The 20,518-nt window shown below is 54.2% G+C and carries 16 protein-coding genes; 4 read left to right on the forward strand and 12 right to left on the reverse strand.

All coding sequences use genetic code 11. The features are described from left to right. Positions 1-3: 3 nt before the first annotated feature. From DFP98_RS20140 to DFP98_RS20160, 5 genes are all read right to left on the reverse strand, one after another. Complete coding sequence (locus tag DFP98_RS20140) at positions 4-903, reverse strand: ABC transporter permease (protein ID WP_116062402.1); 900 nt, start codon at positions 901-903, stop codon at positions 4-6. Positions 904-982: 79 nt separating this feature from the next. Continuing rightward, complete coding sequence (locus tag DFP98_RS20145) at positions 983-2,689, reverse strand: extracellular solute-binding protein (protein WP_116062403.1); 1,707 nt, start codon at positions 2,687-2,689, stop codon at positions 983-985. Positions 2,690-2,849: 160 nt separating this feature from the next. After that, entirely contained in the window at positions 2,850-4,496 is a 1,647-nt protein-coding gene (locus tag DFP98_RS20150) for a response regulator transcription factor (protein WP_116062404.1), read from the reverse strand. 2 nt (positions 4,497-4,498) lie between these two features. Further along, positions 4,499-6,268: a sensor histidine kinase gene (locus DFP98_RS20155; protein ID WP_116062405.1), complete on the reverse strand. Its 1,770-nt coding sequence runs from the start codon at positions 6,266-6,268 to the stop codon at positions 4,499-4,501. 302 nt (positions 6,269-6,570) lie between these two features. Then, positions 6,571-8,112 carry a glycoside hydrolase family 31 protein gene (locus tag DFP98_RS20160; RefSeq protein ID WP_116062406.1) on the reverse strand — a complete coding sequence of 514 codons (1,542 nt, stop codon included), beginning with the start codon at positions 8,110-8,112 and terminating at the stop codon, positions 6,571-6,573. 126 nt (positions 8,113-8,238) lie between these two features. On the opposite strand from DFP98_RS20160, the gene DFP98_RS20165 reads away from it, so the two are divergent. Further along, positions 8,239-9,144 (forward strand): helix-turn-helix domain-containing protein, encoded by a 906-nt coding sequence (locus DFP98_RS20165; protein ID WP_116062407.1) that lies wholly within the window; start codon positions 8,239-8,241, stop codon positions 9,142-9,144. Between the two features lie 265 nt (positions 9,145-9,409). Here DFP98_RS20165 and DFP98_RS20170 read toward each other — a convergent pair whose 3' ends face one another. The 7 genes from DFP98_RS20170 to DFP98_RS20200 all read right to left on the reverse strand — a co-directional run bounded on the left by DFP98_RS20170 (position 9,410) and on the right by DFP98_RS20200 (position 15,144). Beyond that, positions 9,410-9,790, reverse strand: coding sequence for a nuclear transport factor 2 family protein (locus tag DFP98_RS20170; protein WP_116062408.1), 381 nt, complete (start codon positions 9,788-9,790; stop codon positions 9,410-9,412). Between the two features lie 15 nt (positions 9,791-9,805). Continuing rightward, on the reverse strand, positions 9,806-10,891 hold the full coding sequence (locus DFP98_RS20175) for a CHAP domain-containing protein (protein WP_246016613.1): 1,086 nt from the start codon (positions 10,889-10,891) through the stop codon (positions 9,806-9,808). 64 nt (positions 10,892-10,955) lie between these two features. Further along, positions 10,956-11,432 carry a GNAT family N-acetyltransferase gene (locus DFP98_RS20180; protein ID WP_116062409.1) on the reverse strand — a complete coding sequence of 159 codons (477 nt, stop codon included), beginning with the start codon at positions 11,430-11,432 and terminating at the stop codon, positions 10,956-10,958. Between the two features lie 233 nt (positions 11,433-11,665). Further along, positions 11,666-12,262, reverse strand: a complete 597-nt coding sequence (locus tag DFP98_RS20185) for a VOC family protein (RefSeq protein WP_181917814.1) — start codon at positions 12,260-12,262, stop codon at positions 11,666-11,668. A 75-nt stretch (positions 12,263-12,337) separates the two neighbouring features. Further along, positions 12,338-12,997 carry an AlkZ-related protein gene (locus DFP98_RS20190; protein ID WP_116062411.1) on the reverse strand — a complete coding sequence of 220 codons (660 nt, stop codon included), beginning with the start codon at positions 12,995-12,997 and terminating at the stop codon, positions 12,338-12,340. A gap of 12 nt (positions 12,998-13,009) precedes the next feature. Further along, on the reverse strand, positions 13,010-13,858 hold the full coding sequence (locus DFP98_RS20195) for a sulfurtransferase (protein ID WP_116062412.1): 849 nt from the start codon (positions 13,856-13,858) through the stop codon (positions 13,010-13,012). 80 nt (positions 13,859-13,938) lie between these two features. After that, entirely contained in the window at positions 13,939-15,144 is a 1,206-nt protein-coding gene (locus tag DFP98_RS20200) for an MFS transporter (RefSeq protein ID WP_246016614.1), read from the reverse strand. Between the two features lie 279 nt (positions 15,145-15,423). Here DFP98_RS20200 and DFP98_RS20205 point away from each other — a divergent pair, with 279 nt between their 5' ends. From DFP98_RS20205 to DFP98_RS20215, 3 genes are all read left to right on the forward strand, one after another. Further along, positions 15,424-17,031, forward strand: coding sequence for a response regulator transcription factor (locus tag DFP98_RS20205; protein WP_116062413.1), 1,608 nt, complete (start codon positions 15,424-15,426; stop codon positions 17,029-17,031). Continuing rightward, the gene (locus DFP98_RS20210) at positions 17,028-18,794 is read left to right on the forward strand and encodes a sensor histidine kinase (RefSeq protein WP_116062414.1); all 1,767 of its coding nucleotides are present in this window, start codon (positions 17,028-17,030) and stop codon (positions 18,792-18,794) included. The genes DFP98_RS20205 and DFP98_RS20210 overlap by 4 nt, the downstream gene beginning before the upstream one ends. A gap of 137 nt (positions 18,795-18,931) precedes the next feature. After that, positions 18,932-20,344, forward strand: coding sequence for an ABC transporter substrate-binding protein (locus DFP98_RS20215; RefSeq protein ID WP_116062415.1), 1,413 nt, complete (start codon positions 18,932-18,934; stop codon positions 20,342-20,344). The last annotated feature ends 174 nt before the right edge of the window (positions 20,345-20,518 follow it).

Below are 20,518 nucleotides of genomic sequence, written 5' to 3' on the forward strand. Positions count from 1 at the left end.
CCTCTAGAAAATCCGGTAGTTAGCCAGTCGATACGCCAAGAAATAAGACAGGGAGATCATGACGCAGGAGACGATCGATTTGAACAAGCCGATGGCGGTAGCCACGCTGTACTGGGCTTGCTCCAATCCGACCCGATAGACGAGCGTATCGATGATGTCGCCGCTCTCGTAGACGGACGGGCTATATAAATTGAATACTTGATCGAATCCCGCATTCAGCACGTTTCCTAGACTTAGCGTCGCGAGGAGCACGACGATCGGCAATATCCCCGGTAGCGTAATGTTCAGCGTTTGTTTCCAACGGCTCGCTCCGTCGATGACGGCCGCTTCGTATAAGGAAGGATTAATGCCGGTTAATGCCGCCAAATAAACGATCGTATTGAATCCGAATTCCTTCCAGACGTCCGAGATCACGATCGTAATCGGAAACCAGCGGTTATCCCCGAGAAAATAAATCGGCTCGATGCCGAATACTCCGAGCAGTTGATTCACGATCCCCTGCGACGGCGATAGAATATCGATCAAGATGCCGCCCAGAATAATCCACGACAGAAAATGCGGCAAGTAGATGAGCGTCTGTACGCCCCGCTTCAACCATTCCTTCCGAAGCTCGTTCAGCAGGAGCGCGACCGCGATCGGCACGAGCTGCCCGACGACGATTTTCAGGCTGGCGATGTACAACGTATTCCAGAGCACCCGGAGCGAATTCGGCATGTCCCAGACGTAGCGGAAATGCTCCAAGCCGACCCACGGATTATCGAAAAAGGGACGAGCGGGAAGAAACTTCTGAAAGGCCATCGTCAGACCGAAAAAGGGAACGTAGCTGTAGATCAAAATCAGGACGAGCCCCGGCAATATCATCATGTGCAGCGGAATTTCCCGTCTCCATTTTCTCAGTCCCATGTCTTACGCATCTCCTTACTGAGCGAAGAAGAGGAAGTAACCGAGGCTACTCCCCCTTCTCCGATTCGCATGATTTCCTTTATTGCTGGGCGTACCAGTCGTTGATCTCCTGCGTGATCTGATCGCCGCCGAGCTTCTTCCAGTCCGTGACGAACTTGTCGAAGTCGTCGATCGGAGCGGCGCCCATAATGATCTTCGTGAACGTTTCCTTAAGCAGCGTCATCAGGGTGGCGCCCTTCTCGCCGATCGTCGCCGTCGGCGCGCCGTAAAATTCGTTGCGGAGAATGCTATTCGTCTCCAAATATTTTTCGATGACCGTGAAGGAGCCTTCAGGGCCGAATACCCGTTCATTGCCCCAGCCTTTGTTGTCTCCCTCGCGGTACCTCATGATATCGTCGTAGATCAACTGTACGTCCGGCTTCAGCCCGCTCGGATCCTTAGAGTCCAATCTTGGGGTGACGGTTCTGTACTTGTCGATGTTATACGTAATCGGAGCCCCGGCGATAAGCGAATGCTTAAACGTCTCGATACCGTCCTTCGTCGCGCCGTAGACTTCCTCTTGATACGGATGGTCATAGCGCATATCGAACCACAGATTGAGCATCTTGATCGCCGCTTCCGGATTTTTGGCGCCTTTCTTGACGACGTAATACTGATTGACGGAGAAAGGAACTTGGCCGAGCGCCGGCTTGTCGTCGACGGAAGTAATCGCGAAAGGCCGCCATTGCATATTCGGATCGAGATCCTTGCCTCCCTGCAGCGGCCACAGCGGCGTCCACATCTGGCCGTAGTACATGCCGATCTTGCCGCTCGTGACGGCTTCCGCCACCTTCGTGCCGTCCTTCGTACCGAATTCCTTGTCGATCTCCTTATCCTTGTACATTCTCTGCATTTCGGCCAAGGCCGCCTTCATCTCCGGCTGGATGTTGCTGTTGACCAGTTGGCCGGAGGCGTCCTTGATCCAGATGTTGAAATAAGCATGATAACCGTTCAGGAACCCTTCGAAGCCGGCAAATCCGCCTTCAAGGTCCTTCGTCAGAGCCAGACCCGAGGTGTCGGCCTTGCCGTTGCCGTCCGGATCCTGAGTCGTGAACGCCTTGGAGATGGCCAGCACGTCGCTCATCGTCTTCGGTTCGGGCAAGCCCAGCTTCTCCAGCCAGTCCGTGCGCACCCAGAGAAGCGCCACGTTATCGATGTCGGAGCCGAGCCTCGGAATGCCCATCAGCTTCCCGTCGAACGTTGCCGACTTGAGCGAGACGCCTCCATCCGCGTTCATCGAGGTTTTGACGAATTCGGAAGCAGTGCTCTCGTACACGCCGGAGATATCCTCAAGTTGGCCGGCCTCCACCATCTGCTTCATTTGGTTCGGGTTAACGGCCATGATGTCCGCCAAGTCGTTGCTCGCGATCGCCACGTTCAGCTTCTGGTCGTACTGTTCTCCCGGGCCCTGGAACGTCCAGGCGTGCTTCAGCTTGATGCCCAGCTTCTCTTCGTATACGCTTATCCACTCATTGTTGTCGGCATTCTGACCTTCTACAAACTTCGTCATTTCGTCATAGGGACGGATGGCCGTCACTTCGATCGGAGGATCGTATTTGCCTAAAGGATCGATCGCAGGCGCGGACGATTCCGTTGCGGACCCGGATGCCGCGGCACTTGACTCGGCCGGAGCCGAAGAGCTTGAAGAAGCCTGATTGCCGTTATTGCCCCCGCTGCAAGCGGAGAGTACCGTCGCCAGCAGCAAAGCGGTAGTCGCCGCAGTGGCGACCGTTCTCGTCATCTTCATTCGTTGTTCCCCCTACGTAAATGTGAAATGGCGCGAGACCAAGAAGGAGCTCTCTTCTTGTTTTTGATTATAGGGGCGCGAGGAATTCCGTTCTATTGGACGATTTCTACTTCTCTTGCCTTCTGTCTACGACTTCCTTGGACGCCGGCCGGACGTCAAATCAACGCGACTTTCTGGAAAACTCCCGATATTCCTGAGGCGTTCGCTCCGTCATTTTCTTGAATAGCCTCGTAAAATACGCCGCCGACTCGAAGCCGACCTTGATCGCGACGTCTTGCGCCTTCTCGTTCGTCTCTTCCAACAGACGCTTCGCTTCAGCCAGCCTGGCTTCCGTAATCGTCTCGGAAAGCCCGTTCCCGGTAAGCTGTTTGTATAATCTCGACAGGTACGCCGGATTCAAGGCGACGACTTCTCCGATCCGGGTTAGCGACAAGTCGCCCCCAAGATTATCGGCGACGTATTGGTGGATGGTAGCCACGACGCTGCGGCCATGCTGACGATTCATCCCTTCCTGCCGGACGAAGACGGAGTCGGCTAGATCCGCGAGGCGCAGAATCTCCTCTTCCCAGCTCTCGCGCGTATGTGCCTTCAGCAGCTTGTCCGGGTCAATTCTCTCCGACAGCTCCTTGAGCGCGCCTTCGGCTGAAGCGAACGCCAGGAACGTCGCGAGCAGTTGGCAGCTGGCGACAAGGCGCAGCTCGGGCTCCGAGCCGATCGTCTCGTGCCGGAGCCATTCGGTCAGCTTCGCTTGAAATTCCGTTTGCTGCCCGTTCTCCAAGCACGCTTCCAGCTGCACCGCTTGCTTTCGGATCCACTTGGTCGCGGAATCCCGGCTTGCGCTCTCCGCGGCCTCGGGCTCCGGCTGGTCGTCCGTCAGCAGCAGCTGCTGCCCCATGGCAAAGCTTCTGCGAAGCGAACGGTTTAATCCTTCGAAACGTTCCGCAATGAAAGACCAAGGGACGAGCTCGCTTGCAGAAGCGAAGCTCAGCTTTAATCTCAGCAGCTCGCCGCACGTCGTCTGAATTTTCTCCGCCATGCCCCGGACATATAGCGCGAGGCTGGAGCCTTCCCTCTCTTGATCGTCCGGAGTTTGGATCAGCCACGCGATCCGGTTCTTGTCGTAGGCGAAAGACAGGGTGCGAGCGGCAGGAGACAAGTATTCTTCCGCGATATTCTGAATCGCGTATAGCAGCAGCGTCTGATCGGAAGCGTTGCGATCCGCCCATTCGTCCACTTTGCCGACGAGAAGCAGCACGGGAGCCGCGGTCGAGAACGGCATATCGAGCTCGTCCAGCCTCTCCTGCAGTCTCATCGTCGGATGGAGATCGCCGCGGAACAAATCAAGCAGAAACTCCTTCTGAAGCAGCGGCAGCGCGGATTGAATCTGGGCCTGGGCCTTCTCGAGCTGGGTGCCCATCTCGAATTCCCGCTCCAGCTCGGCCAGCGCTTTGCGCACCGCGGCCAAGATCGCCGCGTCCCCTTCGGTCTTCAGAATGTAATCGACCGCGCGGTGATGAATCGCTTCCTTCGCGTAATTGAAATCGTTGTGTCCGGTTAAGAAAACGATTTTGCAGCGCGGCCAGCGCTGCAGGATTCGGCGCTGCAGCTCCAGACCGTCCATGCCCGGCATGCAGATGTCCGTCAACACGATATCCATAGCCGTTCTCTCCAACCAGCTTAACGCTTCGGCGGCAGAACTGGCCTTATACACTTCCGACTCCGGCAATTCGGCCTCCTTGATCATGCCGGCCAGACCGTTCACGATGAACGGTTCGTCATCGACGATCAGTATCCTTCGTATGGTCATCGTTATTCCTCCTTCCGTTCTCCGCGATCCGCGGGCACAACCATCTCGACCTTTAAGCCGCCGAACGCGCTTCGCGAGACGCTAAGGCCGCAATCCTCGCCGAATCGCAGCGATAATCTTCTATGCACGTTCAGCAATCCCGTTTTCTCCGTCTGATCCTCGCGCTTGCTCTCAAGCCTATATCGAAGGTCTGACAAGCATTCGTCGCTCAGCTCGTCTCCGTTATCCTCCACGGAGAGCGCGAGCGCCCCGTCCTGAAGCCTCTTTGCAGTTAGTGCGACGATCCCGCCAGACACCTTCGACTTCAACCCATGCTGATAGGCGTTCTCCACAAGCGGCTGCAGAATGAGGCGCGGGATTCGAACGCCGTCCGGTTTGACTTCCGGAAGCTCCGATACCCGGGCTTCGATCCGATTGTGCGATCGCATCTGCTGGATTTCCAAATAAGCGAGCGTGTGGTTCCACTCTTCCTCTACGGTCGCCTCGTCAGAGGAATTACGGGTAATATATTGGAAATATTCCCCTAGATATTTCGTAGCCTTGGTTACGTTATCCACGTCGTGCGCTTCGGCCATACGATGGACCATGAAGTACGTGTTGTACAGGAAATGCGGATTGATCTGGGATTGCAGCTGTTTCAGCTCCGATTGCTGGGCCATGATCCGCGACTCGTACACTTCCTGGATCGAGTGTTTCAGCTTGCCGACCATGACGTTAAATTGCCCGTACAGGTATTGAAATTCGTCGTAATTCCGGTGCACGATCGTCAAACTCAAGTCCCCATTCTCCACTTTGCGGAACGCCCGTACCATTTTTCTCAGCGGAAAATGAATTAACCGGAAGATCCAGTAGGAGAATGCGACGACGACGGCAAGCGAAATTCCGGACAGAATCCAAAACCAGGTACGGTATTTATCGAGCGGCCCTAACACCTGCTCTTCCGGCATATAGAGAACCAAGTCCATGTTCAGGAGCTGGGAACGCTCGAACGCCACGTAATAATTCCGATTATGAATTTCAATTTTCCCTTGTCCGGACTTCAGTTCCTGAGGCTGTTGCTTGACGAATTGCCGAGCGATAGCCTGTACGGGTTCTTCCGCGCCGCTCCTCAGCACCCACTCCTGCTCCTCGTTAAAGAGCAGAGAGCCCTCGCGGTCCCCGTTGACGATCTGGCTGAGGAAGCTTTTCAGTCTCGGTTGATCCATTTCCGATTGCAAAATGTAAGCCGGAGATTTATCCGAATACGAGGGATCGGGGTTAATGGAGTTGAGCAAGAGCTTGCCCTTCCAGTAGACGACGGGGGACACCTGGCTCCGATTCAGCTGCTGGAGCTCGCGGACTTCCTCCTCTGTCATGGCTAATTCGTAGTTCGTGGAGAGAAGCGTTTTGCCGATCAAGGGAATATAAGCTTTCGCTTCGGCGATGTAGAGGCTGGAATTTTTCATAACGAGCAGTTTGTTTTGCACTCGCTTCTCCATCAGCATCACGTCGTAATAGGGAAGAATGGGGGAGATCATACTGAGCTTGGTGACGTCGTCGTCGACAATGTACTGCTTGTGAAGCCGGATGAGCCGCTCCATCTCCGCTTCGAGCGATCCCATGTGATAATGGATGCGCGACTCCATGGAAGCGAGAATTTCCTGGCGGACGCTATCCGCACCCATCCGGTTCATCTGCAGGCTCACGAAAAATAGGGGCACGATGGCGACCAGGAACGTTAAGAGCAGTTTCGGGAAAATTGTCATTTTGCGCATGAGGCTTGGAAACCGCATCTGGACACCACATCCTGTTCGAAGAGCATGAGAAGCGTATCCTTAACATTTCGGTAAGCGGAACGGGGTTTCCTACGGAATCGGCTCGAACTTCTCTTGCCTATTCTTTACTTTTCTTGACTTTGAATGACGAAATAAATTGAATCAATGACGAGGATGCCCATTTCATTCCGCAAGGGATGGTTTAGTCACAAAAAACAGGCAGATCACCGGCCCTTCCCGCGCCTGGTGCCCTGCCTGAATTTATTGTCATTTTATTTGTTCCGCCTTGCATACCCGCTTCCTCGTCCCGGCATCGTTTCCTATTCTTCGACTAACCGGTAATGCGGCAAGCGAGACAGAGGCGCATCTGCCTCCAGCGCGCAAGGTCCCTGCACCCTGCTTCCGTCGTCTCCCAGCCACTCGCCTGCAGGAAAACGGATGACGCGACGACGCGCCCCTTCCTCCACGACCGGCGCCACGAGCAAACGGTCGCCGACCATGAACTGATCCGTAACATCCTCCAGCCCGCAGTCGGGAAATACGTAAGCCATGTGCCGCATAATCGGCTCTCCGGTAGTCGAAGCGTGCTGCGCCAGCGCGAGGAACGTGTCGCCAAGCTCCGCATGCAGCTTCGCCGCCTCGACGCAGTATGCGAGATGCTCCCGATCCAGTACGCGCCAAGGCGCCGTCGAGAACTGCATCATCGGAAACAGCGCCGAGCATTGCGCGTAACGGACGAACAGCTCTTGATCAATGCGGAACGACGGATTGTTCTCAACGTCTCCGATCTGCCCTCCGCCAATCATATCCGGGCAAATATAAGCATAACCCGCCAGCCCTTGCGCAAGCCCGTTCGGGATCAGCGAGGCAAGCCCGTTCAGATCCCAGCTGTGCTGGCGGTCCCGCAGACGCTGGACAAGCGGCTGTCCGCCCATTTTCCAGCAGGCTCGATACTCGTTAAACGCATACCGCCGGCCGACTGCCGCCCAAGCCTCGCAATGGCCGTTCGGATGCATCGGAACCGCGCTCCGGTCGGACGCTCGGTAGTATTCGGGATCGCCTGCGTCCAGCTTGAATCCGTCGATGCCGTAATCGTCCATTAGACGCTGCAATTCCTCCTGGTACCAAGCGACCGCATCCGAGTTCGTGCAGTCGAGCACGGCGCTGTAGCCGTTCCACCACCTACGAATGGCGGTCTCTCCCCGCTCGTCGCGCAGAAGATATCCTTTGCTCTCGAGCATCCGGAAATTAGCGGCATTATCCGGGCTGACGAATGGGCAAGTCCACAGCATGACCTGGAAGCCAAGCTCGTGCAATCTGTCTGTCATTGCCTTAGGATCGGGAAACCGATCGGATCGGAAACGCCATACCCCATAGTCCTCCATCCAGTTGTCGTCAATCATGATGACTCCCGGCGGCAATCCGTTCGCCAATACCGCCTCGGCGTAGCGCAGCGTCTTTTCCTGCGTCGGCTCATATTGCAGCTCGATCCACAGGTTATACTGCGGCACCGAGAAAAAACGCGCGTCCGGCAGCGTACCGGTTGCCGGGAAATGCTCGGCCGACGCCGAAAGGAATGCCTGGCGGAGATTCCCGCCCTCTCCCCGCAATACCGGCTCCCCCGAGTCGCTTACAACCGTCAGCAAGCCGTCCTCGAACCGGTACCGAATCGGAGCGTCAGCCCATACGTACCGGCCCTTGCTTGAGACGAGCAGCGGCGCCGCCTGATTCCCGCGAATGCCTGCGGCAAGGTCAATCTCAATCGTCTCTCGTCCAAACGGCATTTGATCTCCGTAAGTAATGTCTCCCCCCCACCAGACTTCGTTATCCATCAGACGAATGCTCAGCTTCCGATTTTCCATGCTCATCTTTCCCCTCTGCCCTGTTCTTTGCCTTGATCATAGAGTACAATCGAGGCACGAGTCTACGGGCAACCTTGCGGGATTTTTACGCGATCTTGCTCATTATCTCCAAGGAGCGACGAAAGCATGACGGACAGCGGAAATAATCAATATTTGGCAATGCTTGGGGATACGTATCCGTTTAATCTGTTCCAACCCGAATGTGTCGGATCGACCATTTTCCCGCCGCATTGGCATAACGATTGTCTGGAATTGATCTACGTGAGGCAAGGACAAGTGGAGCTGCATATCGGGGGACGCTCGTTCGTCGGGCAGGCCGGCGACCTTGTTCTAATCGCAGAAGGGGTCATTCACAGCGGGTATGTCGTCGATACGCCGCCGGACTATTACACAATTTTGCTCGATCGCAGCCGGTTGGCCAGCTCGGACTTCATGAATGTGGCGTCCCGCTCCATGCTGACGGGCAAGCTGCGGCTCCCCGTTCTTCTGCAGACTGGAGACGACGGTTACACGAACTGTATAACCATCATTCGTTCCATCATCGAAGAGTATGTCGCCCGCAGCGCCGGCTTCGAACTAGCGATCAAGTCCTATCTTCATGTGCTGTTATTGGTTCTGGCCCGCGAATACGGGGAGAGCGCAGACGGAGAGGACGTGCGAGGCGAGGCTGCCAAACGCAGAATGGAACGGCTGAAGGATGCCATCTCCTATATCGAAGCCCGATACAGCGATAAGCTGACCGTTGGCGAAGCGGCGCGTGCGGCAGGGATGAGCCCGTACCACTTTTGCCGAGTGTTTAAGCATGCCGTAGGACGCACGTTCACGGAGTATATTCACCTTTACCGCATCGGCAAGGCGGAGGTCCTCATTCGCGACACAGATTTGCCTATTACCCGGATCGCGGAGCAAACCGGTTTCGGAACGATTCAATACTTGGACGAGCTGTTTAAGCGTTATCGCGGCTGCACGCCGATGCAGCTTCGGCGCAGCCCCGCTCCATCCTCCGCCGATCCGAATAACAAGAAAATGTAAAAACCCACCCGCGGCTAACGCCGCAGGTGGGTTCTGGTAGTCATTAGGAACTTGAAGGGAAACCCCATTCAAGCCGATTGTAGACCGGGTGTTACCAGCACTTCGGTCTGCCTAATTGCGATTTTAACATATGCGATGCCGCTTTAACAAGTACCTCTTCAGCAGATGGGCTAAATTTCGTTATTTTTTGACAACCGCCGCCCACAGCCATTTCTATTCTCCTCGGAGGCAAACAGCTCCCTCTCCTACCGTCACCTGTCACGACTCAACTGTAATCTTCAATTAACGTTATTTTGCCTTCCCGGATCTCAAATATGGACTTCCCTTTAAGCTGAATCCGATCTCCCTGCTTCAAGCCATTGGGCAAATCCGCCGCCAATACGGCTTCATAATCAATTTGAATCTCCACTTTGCCGTCAATCTGGCTATAACTCGTAATTGTCTGACACCGACTAGAGAAAATTTGGGCGGAATTTTCCGCCAATTCTTTAAATTCGTGAATGCCCTTAGTCTCCGTGCTCACTTCGCCGTTGGAATAATTTCTAAACAGAACCTCTTCATGCAAGAGCGCAAGCATACCTTCAATATCAAATGAGTTGTACGCCTCAATATAGCTATCAATGATTTCTTTGTCGTTCTTGCTCATTTTTTCTATCTCCCCTTAAATTGATTGGATCGGGTTATATTCGCCGTTGAACTGAAACACGTAGTCGTTGTCGATTCGAACATAACCGAGGATGCAGTGCCGCCGATCCCTCTTGAAAACGCTAGAATAGTTCTGATTGTCTCTGTTGCCCTCAGCCACTTCAATTTCCCCTTCATTGCAGCCTAGAACAATTCCAATATGGTCATGCGAATCATCGGAAAGCAGTTTTTCATAAATCACGATATCCCCGCGCTCCGGAACAAATCCATTCTGTCCGTCAAAATAGAGAAATCCGGTTTCGGGCAGCTGAGCCCACTCTAACCAAGCTCCTACACCGGCAAACCGACATTTGCCGTTCGGGTAGCGCATCGGAAGTTGAAATCCGGCTCGGCGGCAGCAGTGATATACAAATGCGGCGCACCACTCATTCTGTAATTCCTTGTATACGCCAGTATCGGGCCAATATCTGCAGACTTCCCGGTATCGTTGATCTCCCGGTACTCCAACGATGTGTGACCCAGCCAACGCTTCCGCGATGTCGGCTAAATCACTCCGTCTATTCGTCGTGTCCTGATGATTGTCGGTGTTGCCAAGGCCATGCCCTTCTACCGATAAATCGTTTGGAATCGCCAACTCATAAAGCGCCTTTCGAAGTCTATCCGCACCCTGCGACGGAATGCTGCACCCCGTATTTTGAAAATAAAAGTGCAGTAAGCAGGCATCTTTTACAATTTCTTCATACGGCCCGTGAATCCTGCTTCTGTCTTGGCAATAGAAAATAGCTCTCAAGACGGCGATTTGCTCTTCCTTGTCAAAGAGATTCAAGTCCCTTAATAGCGGCCTCACAGCTTCGGAACTGTTAAGGCCCGGGAAATCCCTTATGCCTGTCTTATAAAAGTAATAGTTGTAAAGCAGTCCCGCGATCGCCGCCAACTCTTGGCTTAGCCTTCGTCTCATCGCGAGCATCGCAGCAAAAGCAGACACCCCAAACAGGTGAGCACAGGCTTCTTGTTTCCGGGTCTCGCATGGAATGGACATAATCATGTCATGGACCATAAAGCGAACGCTATCGAGCCTCGTATTCATTTTATCGCCGTTCAATCCTTCCCCTCCTTACTTCTCAGCCAACGAATTCTTGAAAACCGGAGTATCCTGTTATCCGTGTTTAGAGTCGCAATACGTTTATGTGCTCGTCGTTACAGATTTCACCGTTTTCGCGAAAACCAAAGCTTTCATAAAGCTTTTTGGCGGGGAGATTATCGGCGTTATACGGGATCCAACAATATTTAGCGGGTCCTGCCGGAAAGGTGCGGACAAACTCAAGAATTTTCGTCATGGCTTCCCTGCCGTAGCCTCGATTCTGATAGTGTTTGTCAATCATTAACCGCAGGATGCAGTAGCTGTCTTCCGCAATTGTCGGGAGCTCGTACCCTGTAATTTTATAAGTCAGCATAACAAAACCGACCGGCTGTTCATCCGCATAAATGGCAAACGGAAACGGATGTCCCCCATTGGTTGCCAGGACATAACACGAAGCCACGCTCGACAGATTGGACGCCACATAGCGGCGTTGTTCCTCTGAAACCTCCAGATTAAATACGGCACGCCGGTTCTCCAGCGTAATTTTTCTGAGCGTAATCATGTCGGGCTTCTCCTCCCATAAGTTGTTATGCGCCGCGGTCGCTTCTATAACATACAAGCTATACCCAAAAAGAAATAGACTTATGTTCAATTTTTTAATAAACTAGTATGTATCCATGGCATTTTTAGGGTACTCCTTTTGGGAGCTTCTTATAGAAGAGAACGTCGAATAGACCGCATCCCTTGTACGGGAGCAGTCTATTTCTGTTTTATGGACAGGATCGCACCCCCAGCTCAAGAACCCCGCATTTCCGAGAGGATGGAACTGAGAAACTTTTGCTGTTCGACGCTGGCTTTTTCACATAGTCCCCATAGCAGTTGATTCTCATGCTCCGTCAGATCCCGCTTCAGGGTCGAACTCATCCTTCGTTTCAAGTCAAAATACACGCCTCTTTCTTCTACAGCACGCATATAGTGCCCGTCCGGATCGTAAAAGGTGAAATAGCCAAAATCGCTCGTAAATACAGGTTCGCTATCAATACGGGCTCCAGCCAGCTTAATCCGTTCATGTAAAGCGAGCAGGTCATTCGTTAATAGCTCCACCATCGTCACGTGTCCCGTACTGTTTGTGACAAAGAAAGGACGAGGAAATACAAACGTCAACTGCGTAACCTCTTCCGGTTTAGTTTCCATGAGAAAAATACCCGGACCGTTTCTATTCTTCAATCCTACATGTGCCTCTCCAAACGAATAATCCGCCGATAACAATTCATAGCCCAGTACATCGCAATAGAAATCTATCGATTTTTTCAAATCCGTGACCGGAAACCTCATGCAGCAATAACCGATCACATCCGCATCATTCGTTTTTTGGCTCAACATCTTCTTCATCCTCCTTTTTCGGTAAAAAATCCAGGAGTTTCTAACAACACGTCGTGACACTGTTGGCATGCTGATTGTACACGGTCAGAGCTTTAGTTTCTTTGTAAAGAATTTAAGGGCTTTATCGGAGCAGCTTCCGGATAATTCCGCTATCAACCGATTTTTCGCATCTTCAATGGTCGCATAATTAGGACTTGTATGCATCGAGCTCAGCCATAATTCCGATGGCTGGTAACACATACTGCTCCAGCCTGAATCTTCATCGTTCTGATTTGCTGCTCCGGTAATAACTACATCACCGTAATTCTGAAGTTCGACTAGCGATTTTTCGTACTCTTTTTTATTCTCTTTATTATTTAGATCGGTCAATTTTCGCAAATTCCGCGAATCAATATTTCCATGCTCGCACAAAACTTTATAGATATGATATGCAGTTCTTGAAATCAGACCGTCCTTATATCGTTCCTCAACGGTTCTGTCGGATGATAGGATCGACCTGATTATGGGAAAAAATTCGATATGAATAAAACAGGCCTTATCCCTAAAAAATTTCCCATATGCTGCAACGCCATCCTGAACTATCCGAATCCGCCATAACCATGGATCCGTAACGGTCCCTGTATGCCAATCGTTATTGACAGACGCCGCTGTCAACGATGGATATTCCGGTACAAACTCCGAGAAGGGAAGAATCTTATATTTTTCTACCAATTGAACGAATTCTTCATAAGTTAAAGCATTCATTAAAAATCCCCCTTATTCCCCTTCTTCCCCTGTCGCAATCGGATTCTCCGGATAGCTGATCCAATCCGACCAAGACCCCGCATAAAGCTTCACCTTACCGAAGCCCGCTTCCTGCAAAGCCAGCACGTTCGGCGTAGCCGTGACCCCGGAGCCGCAGTAGACGACGATCTCGTCGTCTGCGGACAGGCCCGCGCCCGAGAACCGCTCAAGCTGCTCATTGGCGTTCTTCCAGCTGCCGTCGGCATGGCGGCCTTCCGCCCAGAACATATTCCGCGCGCCGGGAATGTGTCCGGCTATCGGATCGATCGGCTCGACTTCGCCGCGGTAACGAGGAGCCTCGCGGGAGTCGATCAGCACATAGCGCCCTGTATCGAGGGATTCGCGAACCTCGTCGACCTCGACCAGCATGCTGTGCTGCACCGTTGCGACAAACTGCGCGGGAACGATGATCTTCTGCTCGGCCGACACCGGGCATCCCGCCGTTTTCCAGGCCGAGAACCCGCCGTCCATCACGAAGACGTTCTCGTGGCCCAAGTATTTCAACAGCCACCAGAGCCGGGAGGCCATCGCTCCGCCCTGATCGTCGTAAGCTACGACGCGCGTTTCGTTGCTAATACCCGCCTTACCGAACCGGGCGGCCAACTCGGCCGCATCCGGCAGCGGATGTCGGCCCCCATGCTCGTCTAGCGGTCCGGACAAATCCTTCTCCAAGTCCAGGTAGATCGCGCCGGGAATATGCGACTCCTCGTATGCGTTTCTACCGGCTTCCGGCTGTCCCAGTTGGAACCGGCAATCGACGACGACCACATCCGGCTCGTACAAACGCGCCAGCACCCATCTTACGGACACGATATTTTTCATTTTAACGACCGCCTTTCATCTTTTCATTTTTTCGTCTTGCAGCATTTCATCCTTCAATATTTCATTTCTCTATGCGGTCATTAAGCTTTGCCGGCAGCAATCGGCGCTGCGCCGCGAGCCCGATCCAACGCTTTGGCGGACAGCAGCGCCCAGACGATAACCGCAAGCATTAGAACGGCAAAAACGGCGAACAGCCAGCGGGTGGCTTCCATGCCGTTCTCATCCAGGAACCAGCCCGTCAGCTTCGGCATCAGCGCCCCGCCGATTCCCCCGAACGCCATTAGCAAGCTTGTCGTGCGCTCGGTCATCCCCGGCACGGCCCGGTTGGCAAAGACGAGCGCGATCGCGAACATTCCCGACATTGCCAATCCGGCAAGGCATGTCAGCGCAATCGTCGCCCAGGTGCTGCTGAAGCCGCCTAGAAGCGCGAAGACCAACGCCGCGGCTAAGCAGGTCACTAGCATATACGCGCCGCCGCCCCAACGATCAGCCGCTTGCCCCGATACGATTCTTCCCACCGTCATCGCTCCCCAGAACAGGCCAAGCGACAGCGAGGCCGACGATTCCGACAGCCCGTTTTGATTCACCAGCAGCGAAGGAAGATAGTGTACGAAGCTCATCTCCAAACCGACGTAGAGAGCGAAAAACAGAGAACAAGCCGCCAGGACGACAAACGTAAATCCACGGTGCGGCGTACTCTGCCGACGGGCTTGCGAAGGGGCCGCTCCTTCCAAAGGACGATCCAGAATTTTCGGCCAGAAGAAAAACCACGTCACCAGCGCAATCGCGGCCAAGCCGCCGACAAGAGCAAACGCCGACTTCCAGTACCCGCTAGATATAAACGCCGCTCCCGCGAACGGCATTAGCAGCGCGCCGACGCCGAAGAAAATTTCCACCCGGCTCATCGCCACGTTCGCATTGCCCATCGCCGCGCCGATAATGAACGAACCGACGAGCGCCTCCGTCGTTCCGAAGCCAAAGCCGGCGAATGGAGCCGCTGCCAGCATCACGCCCCATGAAGGTTGAAACGCATATATAATTTCAGCGACGGTCATGACCCCAAGCGCGCCAAGCAGCAGCAGCTTCTTGCCGATCCGTCCCATCAGCCACGGAGCAAGCGTAATCCCGACCAATCCGCCTAGAAATTGATTCATAACGAGTTGCCCGCCGTCGCCATACTTGATTCCGTACGCCGCGACCATCGGCTCCATGACAGTGCCCACGACCAGTTGTCCGATCCCCACGACCAAGTATGCGATACATCCTAATAAGACAAGTCTGCCCACGATTCCTAATCTCCTTTTATCCATTCAACTCCCCTATCATACCACGTTCTTTCCTTCAGGAGGTTGTTCAAAAAGCCCGCATTTGCGCACGAGGCATTGCGGGAAGCATACCCGGCACCGGAACATGGGTTCACCCGGTTCTTCCGGTCTTCTTCCCCCTATTAGCCGCGTTTCCCGTGCATGCGTCAAACCCCCAACAAAAGTCCACTTTTCCAAATAATACGCCCCGTGCGGCAATCCGATTTTTACTATAATTAAAGCAATAGGGAGGGAACGCGGATGAAAATATTGATTGTGGACGACGAACCTAGACACCGCAGAGGCATGAAAAATATGATCCTGTCCCTTCGGTCGTCCGACTGCGTCATCGACGCCAGCGACGGTCAAGCCGCGCTCGCGCTGATTCGGGAGGAGCGGCCCGATGTCGTGCTGACCGATATTCGAATGCCCAACCTGGACGGCTTGGAGCTGCTGGGCCTGCTGGAGCATGAAGCCTTCAAACCCAAAGTGGTGATGGTGTCGGCCTACGACCTGTTCGAATATGCGCAAGCCGCCATGCGGCACGGCGCTTACGATTATTTATTGAAACCGATCGATAGGGATAAAGTAGCCGAGCTGCTAAGACGAGTGCAAGCTGCGCTGCAAGAAGAGACGCTTCGACATTCCGAATCGGAGACGCTTAAGCTGCAGCTGCGCGCGGCTGCTTCCGCCTACCGGAAGCGGTTACTTCTGTCGTGGATTAGCGGCGGCGACGTGAAGGAGGCGGAACGGCAGGAGCTGACCGAGCTGGAATGGCTCCACGGAAGCGGCGCCGTCATCTATTCCGAGCTTCAGCCTCATGCCGACTCCGGGCTGGACTATGATGCCGCAGCGCTGATGGCCGATATGGAGCGAGTCTGGGCGCAATATGGAGCGGCCTGCACGCTGCCGCTTGACTCGCCTTCCGGCGTCTCCGGCCAATGGATATCCCTCGTGCGACTGGAGCCGCAGACGCTGGAGGCTAGCTGGGAGAGGCTGCGGACCGATATGCTGTCGTTAAACGAAGCTTGGAGCCTGACGGGGAGGCTCTGGCACTGTGCGGGCGAAGCGCCGCGATCGTTATGGGAGGAAGGAGAGCGCGCCTGCCGTCAAGCCCGCGCCGCAAGCGTGTATCACTTCTATGAGCGGCATAAGGGAGCTTTGACGGCGGAGGACACGACTTCCGTGCCGAGTCCAAGCGCTCCGATCGACAGCGAGGCGCTGTTCGAAGCGCTGCAAGACAGGTCGGCGGACACGGCCGTCGATCTATGCGCTCGCAGCTTCGAACGGTTTGCCGCCGCTGGACGGACAGCGCCCTCCTCCCTCAAGGAGCAGGCCGCTTTGCTGCTGATGAAGATCAAGAGCCGCAACCGCGAGCATGTCGATCGCCAGGTGGGCAGCGCGCTTATGCAGGCGGCCGTCACCGGCGTATCCGCATGCCGCACATTCGGGGAGCTGCTGACGCTGATGGAAAGCAGGCTGCGGGAGCTTCATCAGGCGTTGCATGCCGGCAAAGAGGCGGGTGACAAGGAAATAGCCGCGGAATGCGTCAAATGGATAGCCGACAACCGGCAGAAGCCGATTACGTTGGAGCAGACGGCCGAGCATTTCTTCTTTAACCCGTCGTATTTCAGCACCTGGATCAAAAACCACACAGGCAAAACGTTCACGGAGCATCTGCTGGAAGCGAGAATGGAACGGGCTGCCCAGCTGCTGGCCGATAATCGGCTCAAAATTTACGAGATTGCCGCCGAATCCGGCTATACGGACACGAAATATTTCTGTCGCGTCTTCAAGAAGCATTTCGGACTGTCGCCCGAACGTCACAGACAGATGTCGCTGCTGCAGCAAAGAGGCGGTCTCTCATGAAAATCACTTTCCGAATCCGGCTGCTGGTCAGCTACGTCTTCCTCATTGTTGTTCCGCTCGTGACGGCCGGGATGATCTACTATACGAAAAGCCTGGAAGTAGTCACCGGCCAGGCCCAGCAGAACGTGCAAAGCATCGTCGTCAAAAACAACGAAATTATCGACACCAAGCTGGGCATCGTGGACCGCAACAGCCAGGCTTTGTTTGTGGATAAGGAGCTATTTGAAATCTTCAATACGTTGAATCCGAACGATCAGGCCGAGCTGCTAGCCGCCGACAGAGTCGTCAACCGGGCGCTCAGATCTTATTTCTCGCAAATCGAAGACGTCTACGCCTACCAGCTCTGGACGTCTTATTTTACGTTCGGCCAGACGCTGCCGCAGGGAGACCCGCAGCAGTCGGCGGTTTATAGCGCCGCGCAGCAGGCGGACGGACGAATGGTCTGGTATCCCACTTATGATTTCGCCGATATGTTCGATCAGTCGTATCTGGAGGAAGGACGTCTGGATTTCCGCTATCTCTACTCGGCGACCCGCGTACTCGATTTCTCCTATCTGGATAACTCGACGCTGGAAAGATTGGACGAGCGGGTCGAGCGCCCGGTGCTCGCCGTCAGCTTCAAAGCCGATTCCCTGACCAGGCTGTTCGAGCAGAGCATTCCCGACAATTCGCGCTATTTAATCCTCGATTCGTTCAATACGGTAGTGGGGAGCAGCGAGCCGGAGCGAATCAGTCAGCGCTACGACGGAGATTGGGTACAGGAGCTGCAAGAGCAAGACAGCGGAACCCGGCGCATGAAGCTGGACGGAGAAGCGGTCATTGTCTGCTTCGACCGTTCCAAAGTAACAGGGTGGCTGTCGATCGTCATTACGCCGGAAGCGTCGCTCGTCGGCGAGCTGGCTCCCGTTATACGCACCTCCACCGTGCTGCTGTCCCTGGCGATGGTTGCGGTCGCTCTGGCATTCGCTTATTTTATCTCGGGCAAAATTACGAATCCGATCAAGCGGCTGCTCGGCGCTATGCGTTCGGTTGGAGACGGAGACTTCCATACGCAGCTTGACGTCCGCACAAACGATGAATTCGGCCTGCTCATTCAGCGCTTTAACCGGATGAACGACCGTATACGGCTGCTGGTCACGGAAAACTACGAGAGTCGGCTGAAGGAGCAGGAAGCGGAGATTCGCGCCTTAAACATGCAGATGAATCCGCATTTTCTGTTCAATACCTTAAACATTATGAACTGGACCGCCATCGAGAACGGGCAGAAAGAGCTGAGCCGGATGCTCGTATGTCTCTCCCATATGCTGCAATACACGACGCGCAAGGAATGGGGCTCCGTTCGGCTGAACGACGAGCTGGAATGGATGAAGAGCTATTTCTACATTATGTCGGTACGATTCGAGGATAAGTTCGCCGTTCATTACGATATCGATCCCGAGCTCTATGATTGCAAAATGCCGCGTCTGCTGTTCCAGCCCTTCGTGGAAAACGCGATTCTGCACGGATTCGCGATGATGGAGACGGGCGGAGTCATCACCATTCGCGGGCGCATGACGGAGGAGGCCTGTCGCTTCGAGATCGAGGACAACGGCAGGGGCATGAGCCCTGAGGCGGTGCACAACATTTTCCACAAGGAGATGGCCTCGATCGGCATTCGCAATACGATCTCGCGCATACGCCTTGCTTTCGGCGAGCCTTACGGCGTCGACATCCAGTCCGATCTTGGCAAAGGGACGCGGATCGGAATCACTCTCCCGCGATAATGCGATGAGCCAATGATAGTCCACCAATACAAAGATAATGGGAATATGTAAGCGCTGCAAAATCTCCTATACTGGGTTCAACATAGACTGCAGCTATGTAAAAGAATGAGCCTAGAACATTCGAGAGGGGTTATCGTATGATACGTGGCAAACATACTATCGCTTGGCTGCTGGCACTGGTGCTGCTGGCGACTGTCGCCTTAACCGGCTGCTCCAAGCCGTCGTCTTCCAACCAGCCTCAGAGCGAAGCAAGTCAGACCAACAGCGGAGGAACCGGCGCCAAGCCCGAGTCGATCAAGCTTCGAATGACGGTGTGGGGAGCTCCGGACGAACTGGCCGCATACAAAGTGGCGATCAAGCGTTTCGAAGAAAAGTTCCCGCATATCAAGGTCGATTTGCAGCATATCGCAGCGGATTACGATACGAAGCTGACGACGATGGTCGCAGGCAACGACGTGCCCGACATCGCCATGATGGAATCCGGCTCGATCGCATTCCCGTTGGCCGAGCAAGGAAAATTTTATAATTTGCAAGAATTCCTGGACAAGGACGCTACCATCAACTTCGACAGTCTGGTTCCGAACCTCCTCTACTCGCTGGAGCCGGGACACGTGATCGGCATCGCGCCCGGTCCGGAAACGTTCGGCCTGTTCTACAACGAAGACATCTTCAAGGAAGCAGGCATCGCGCCTCCTCCGTCGAAAGCTTCGGAAGCCTGGACCTGGCAGCAATTCGTAGAAACGGCCAAGCTGCTAACGATCGACTCCAAGGGCCGGAACGCGAACGATCCGAACTTCGATCCCAAGAACATTAAACAATACGGCATTAACTTCCCGACCTGGTGGGGCGGCTTCAGCAACTTTATCTATTCCAACGACGGCGACTTCGTGTCTGCGGACGGAACAACCTTTGCGTTGAACCAACCGGAAGCCGTCGAAGTGTTCCAAAATATTGCCGATCTGATGAACGTGCACCATGTTGCGCCGTCGCCGGTTCAGTCGAAAAATATCCCGGCAACAAACGTAGCGCTGCAGACGAAGAAGGTCGCGATGGCGATCGACGGGCAATGGGCGTCCACCGCACTTGCGCAGTCCAACTTCAACTACAATGTCGGCGTGCTGCCGATTATGAAGAAGCCGATGACAACGGTCGTATGCGGCATGTTCTCCATGTTCAAATCGACGAAGTACCCGCAGGAATCTTGGGAGCTGATCAAGTACTTGATCGACCCTGAATCTTCTATTGATATGATTACCGCGGGAACCTGGATGCCGGCCTACAAGAGCTGGTATACGGAAAGCGATCTGCTCTCCAGATGGACGGACAATCTGGCTTCCCGTCCGTCGGGCTACCGCGACGCGATCGTGGAAGTGATGCTGAACAGCAGCCATCAGACGCCGACCGGCTATGTCAAAAACTTCAGCAAGCTAATGGATATCGTCTCGCCGGCGCTCGATAAAGTGTGGCTCGGCCAGCAATCGGCGCAAGAGGCGATGAACGCGATCGCAGCCAAAGCTCAGGAGCAAGTCCAGGGACGGCGCGACATCTAAGTAAATATGGCATACAGCAAGGGGCTGACCTCCCTCCGATGCTATACGCTCCTGAAATCTGAATTGATAAACTTGTGATAAGGTGATTTCAGGAGCGTATGAGGCAGTCTCCGGGCTTTGATTGACCCACGTAATTTCCAGATAATTACCAGCTCTTATTCGTATAATCATCGA

Origin of the sequence: Cohnella phaseoli (genome assembly GCF_003386235.1) — a bacterium.
Classification (GTDB): domain Bacteria; phylum Bacillota; class Bacilli; order Paenibacillales; family Paenibacillaceae; genus Cohnella; species Cohnella phaseoli.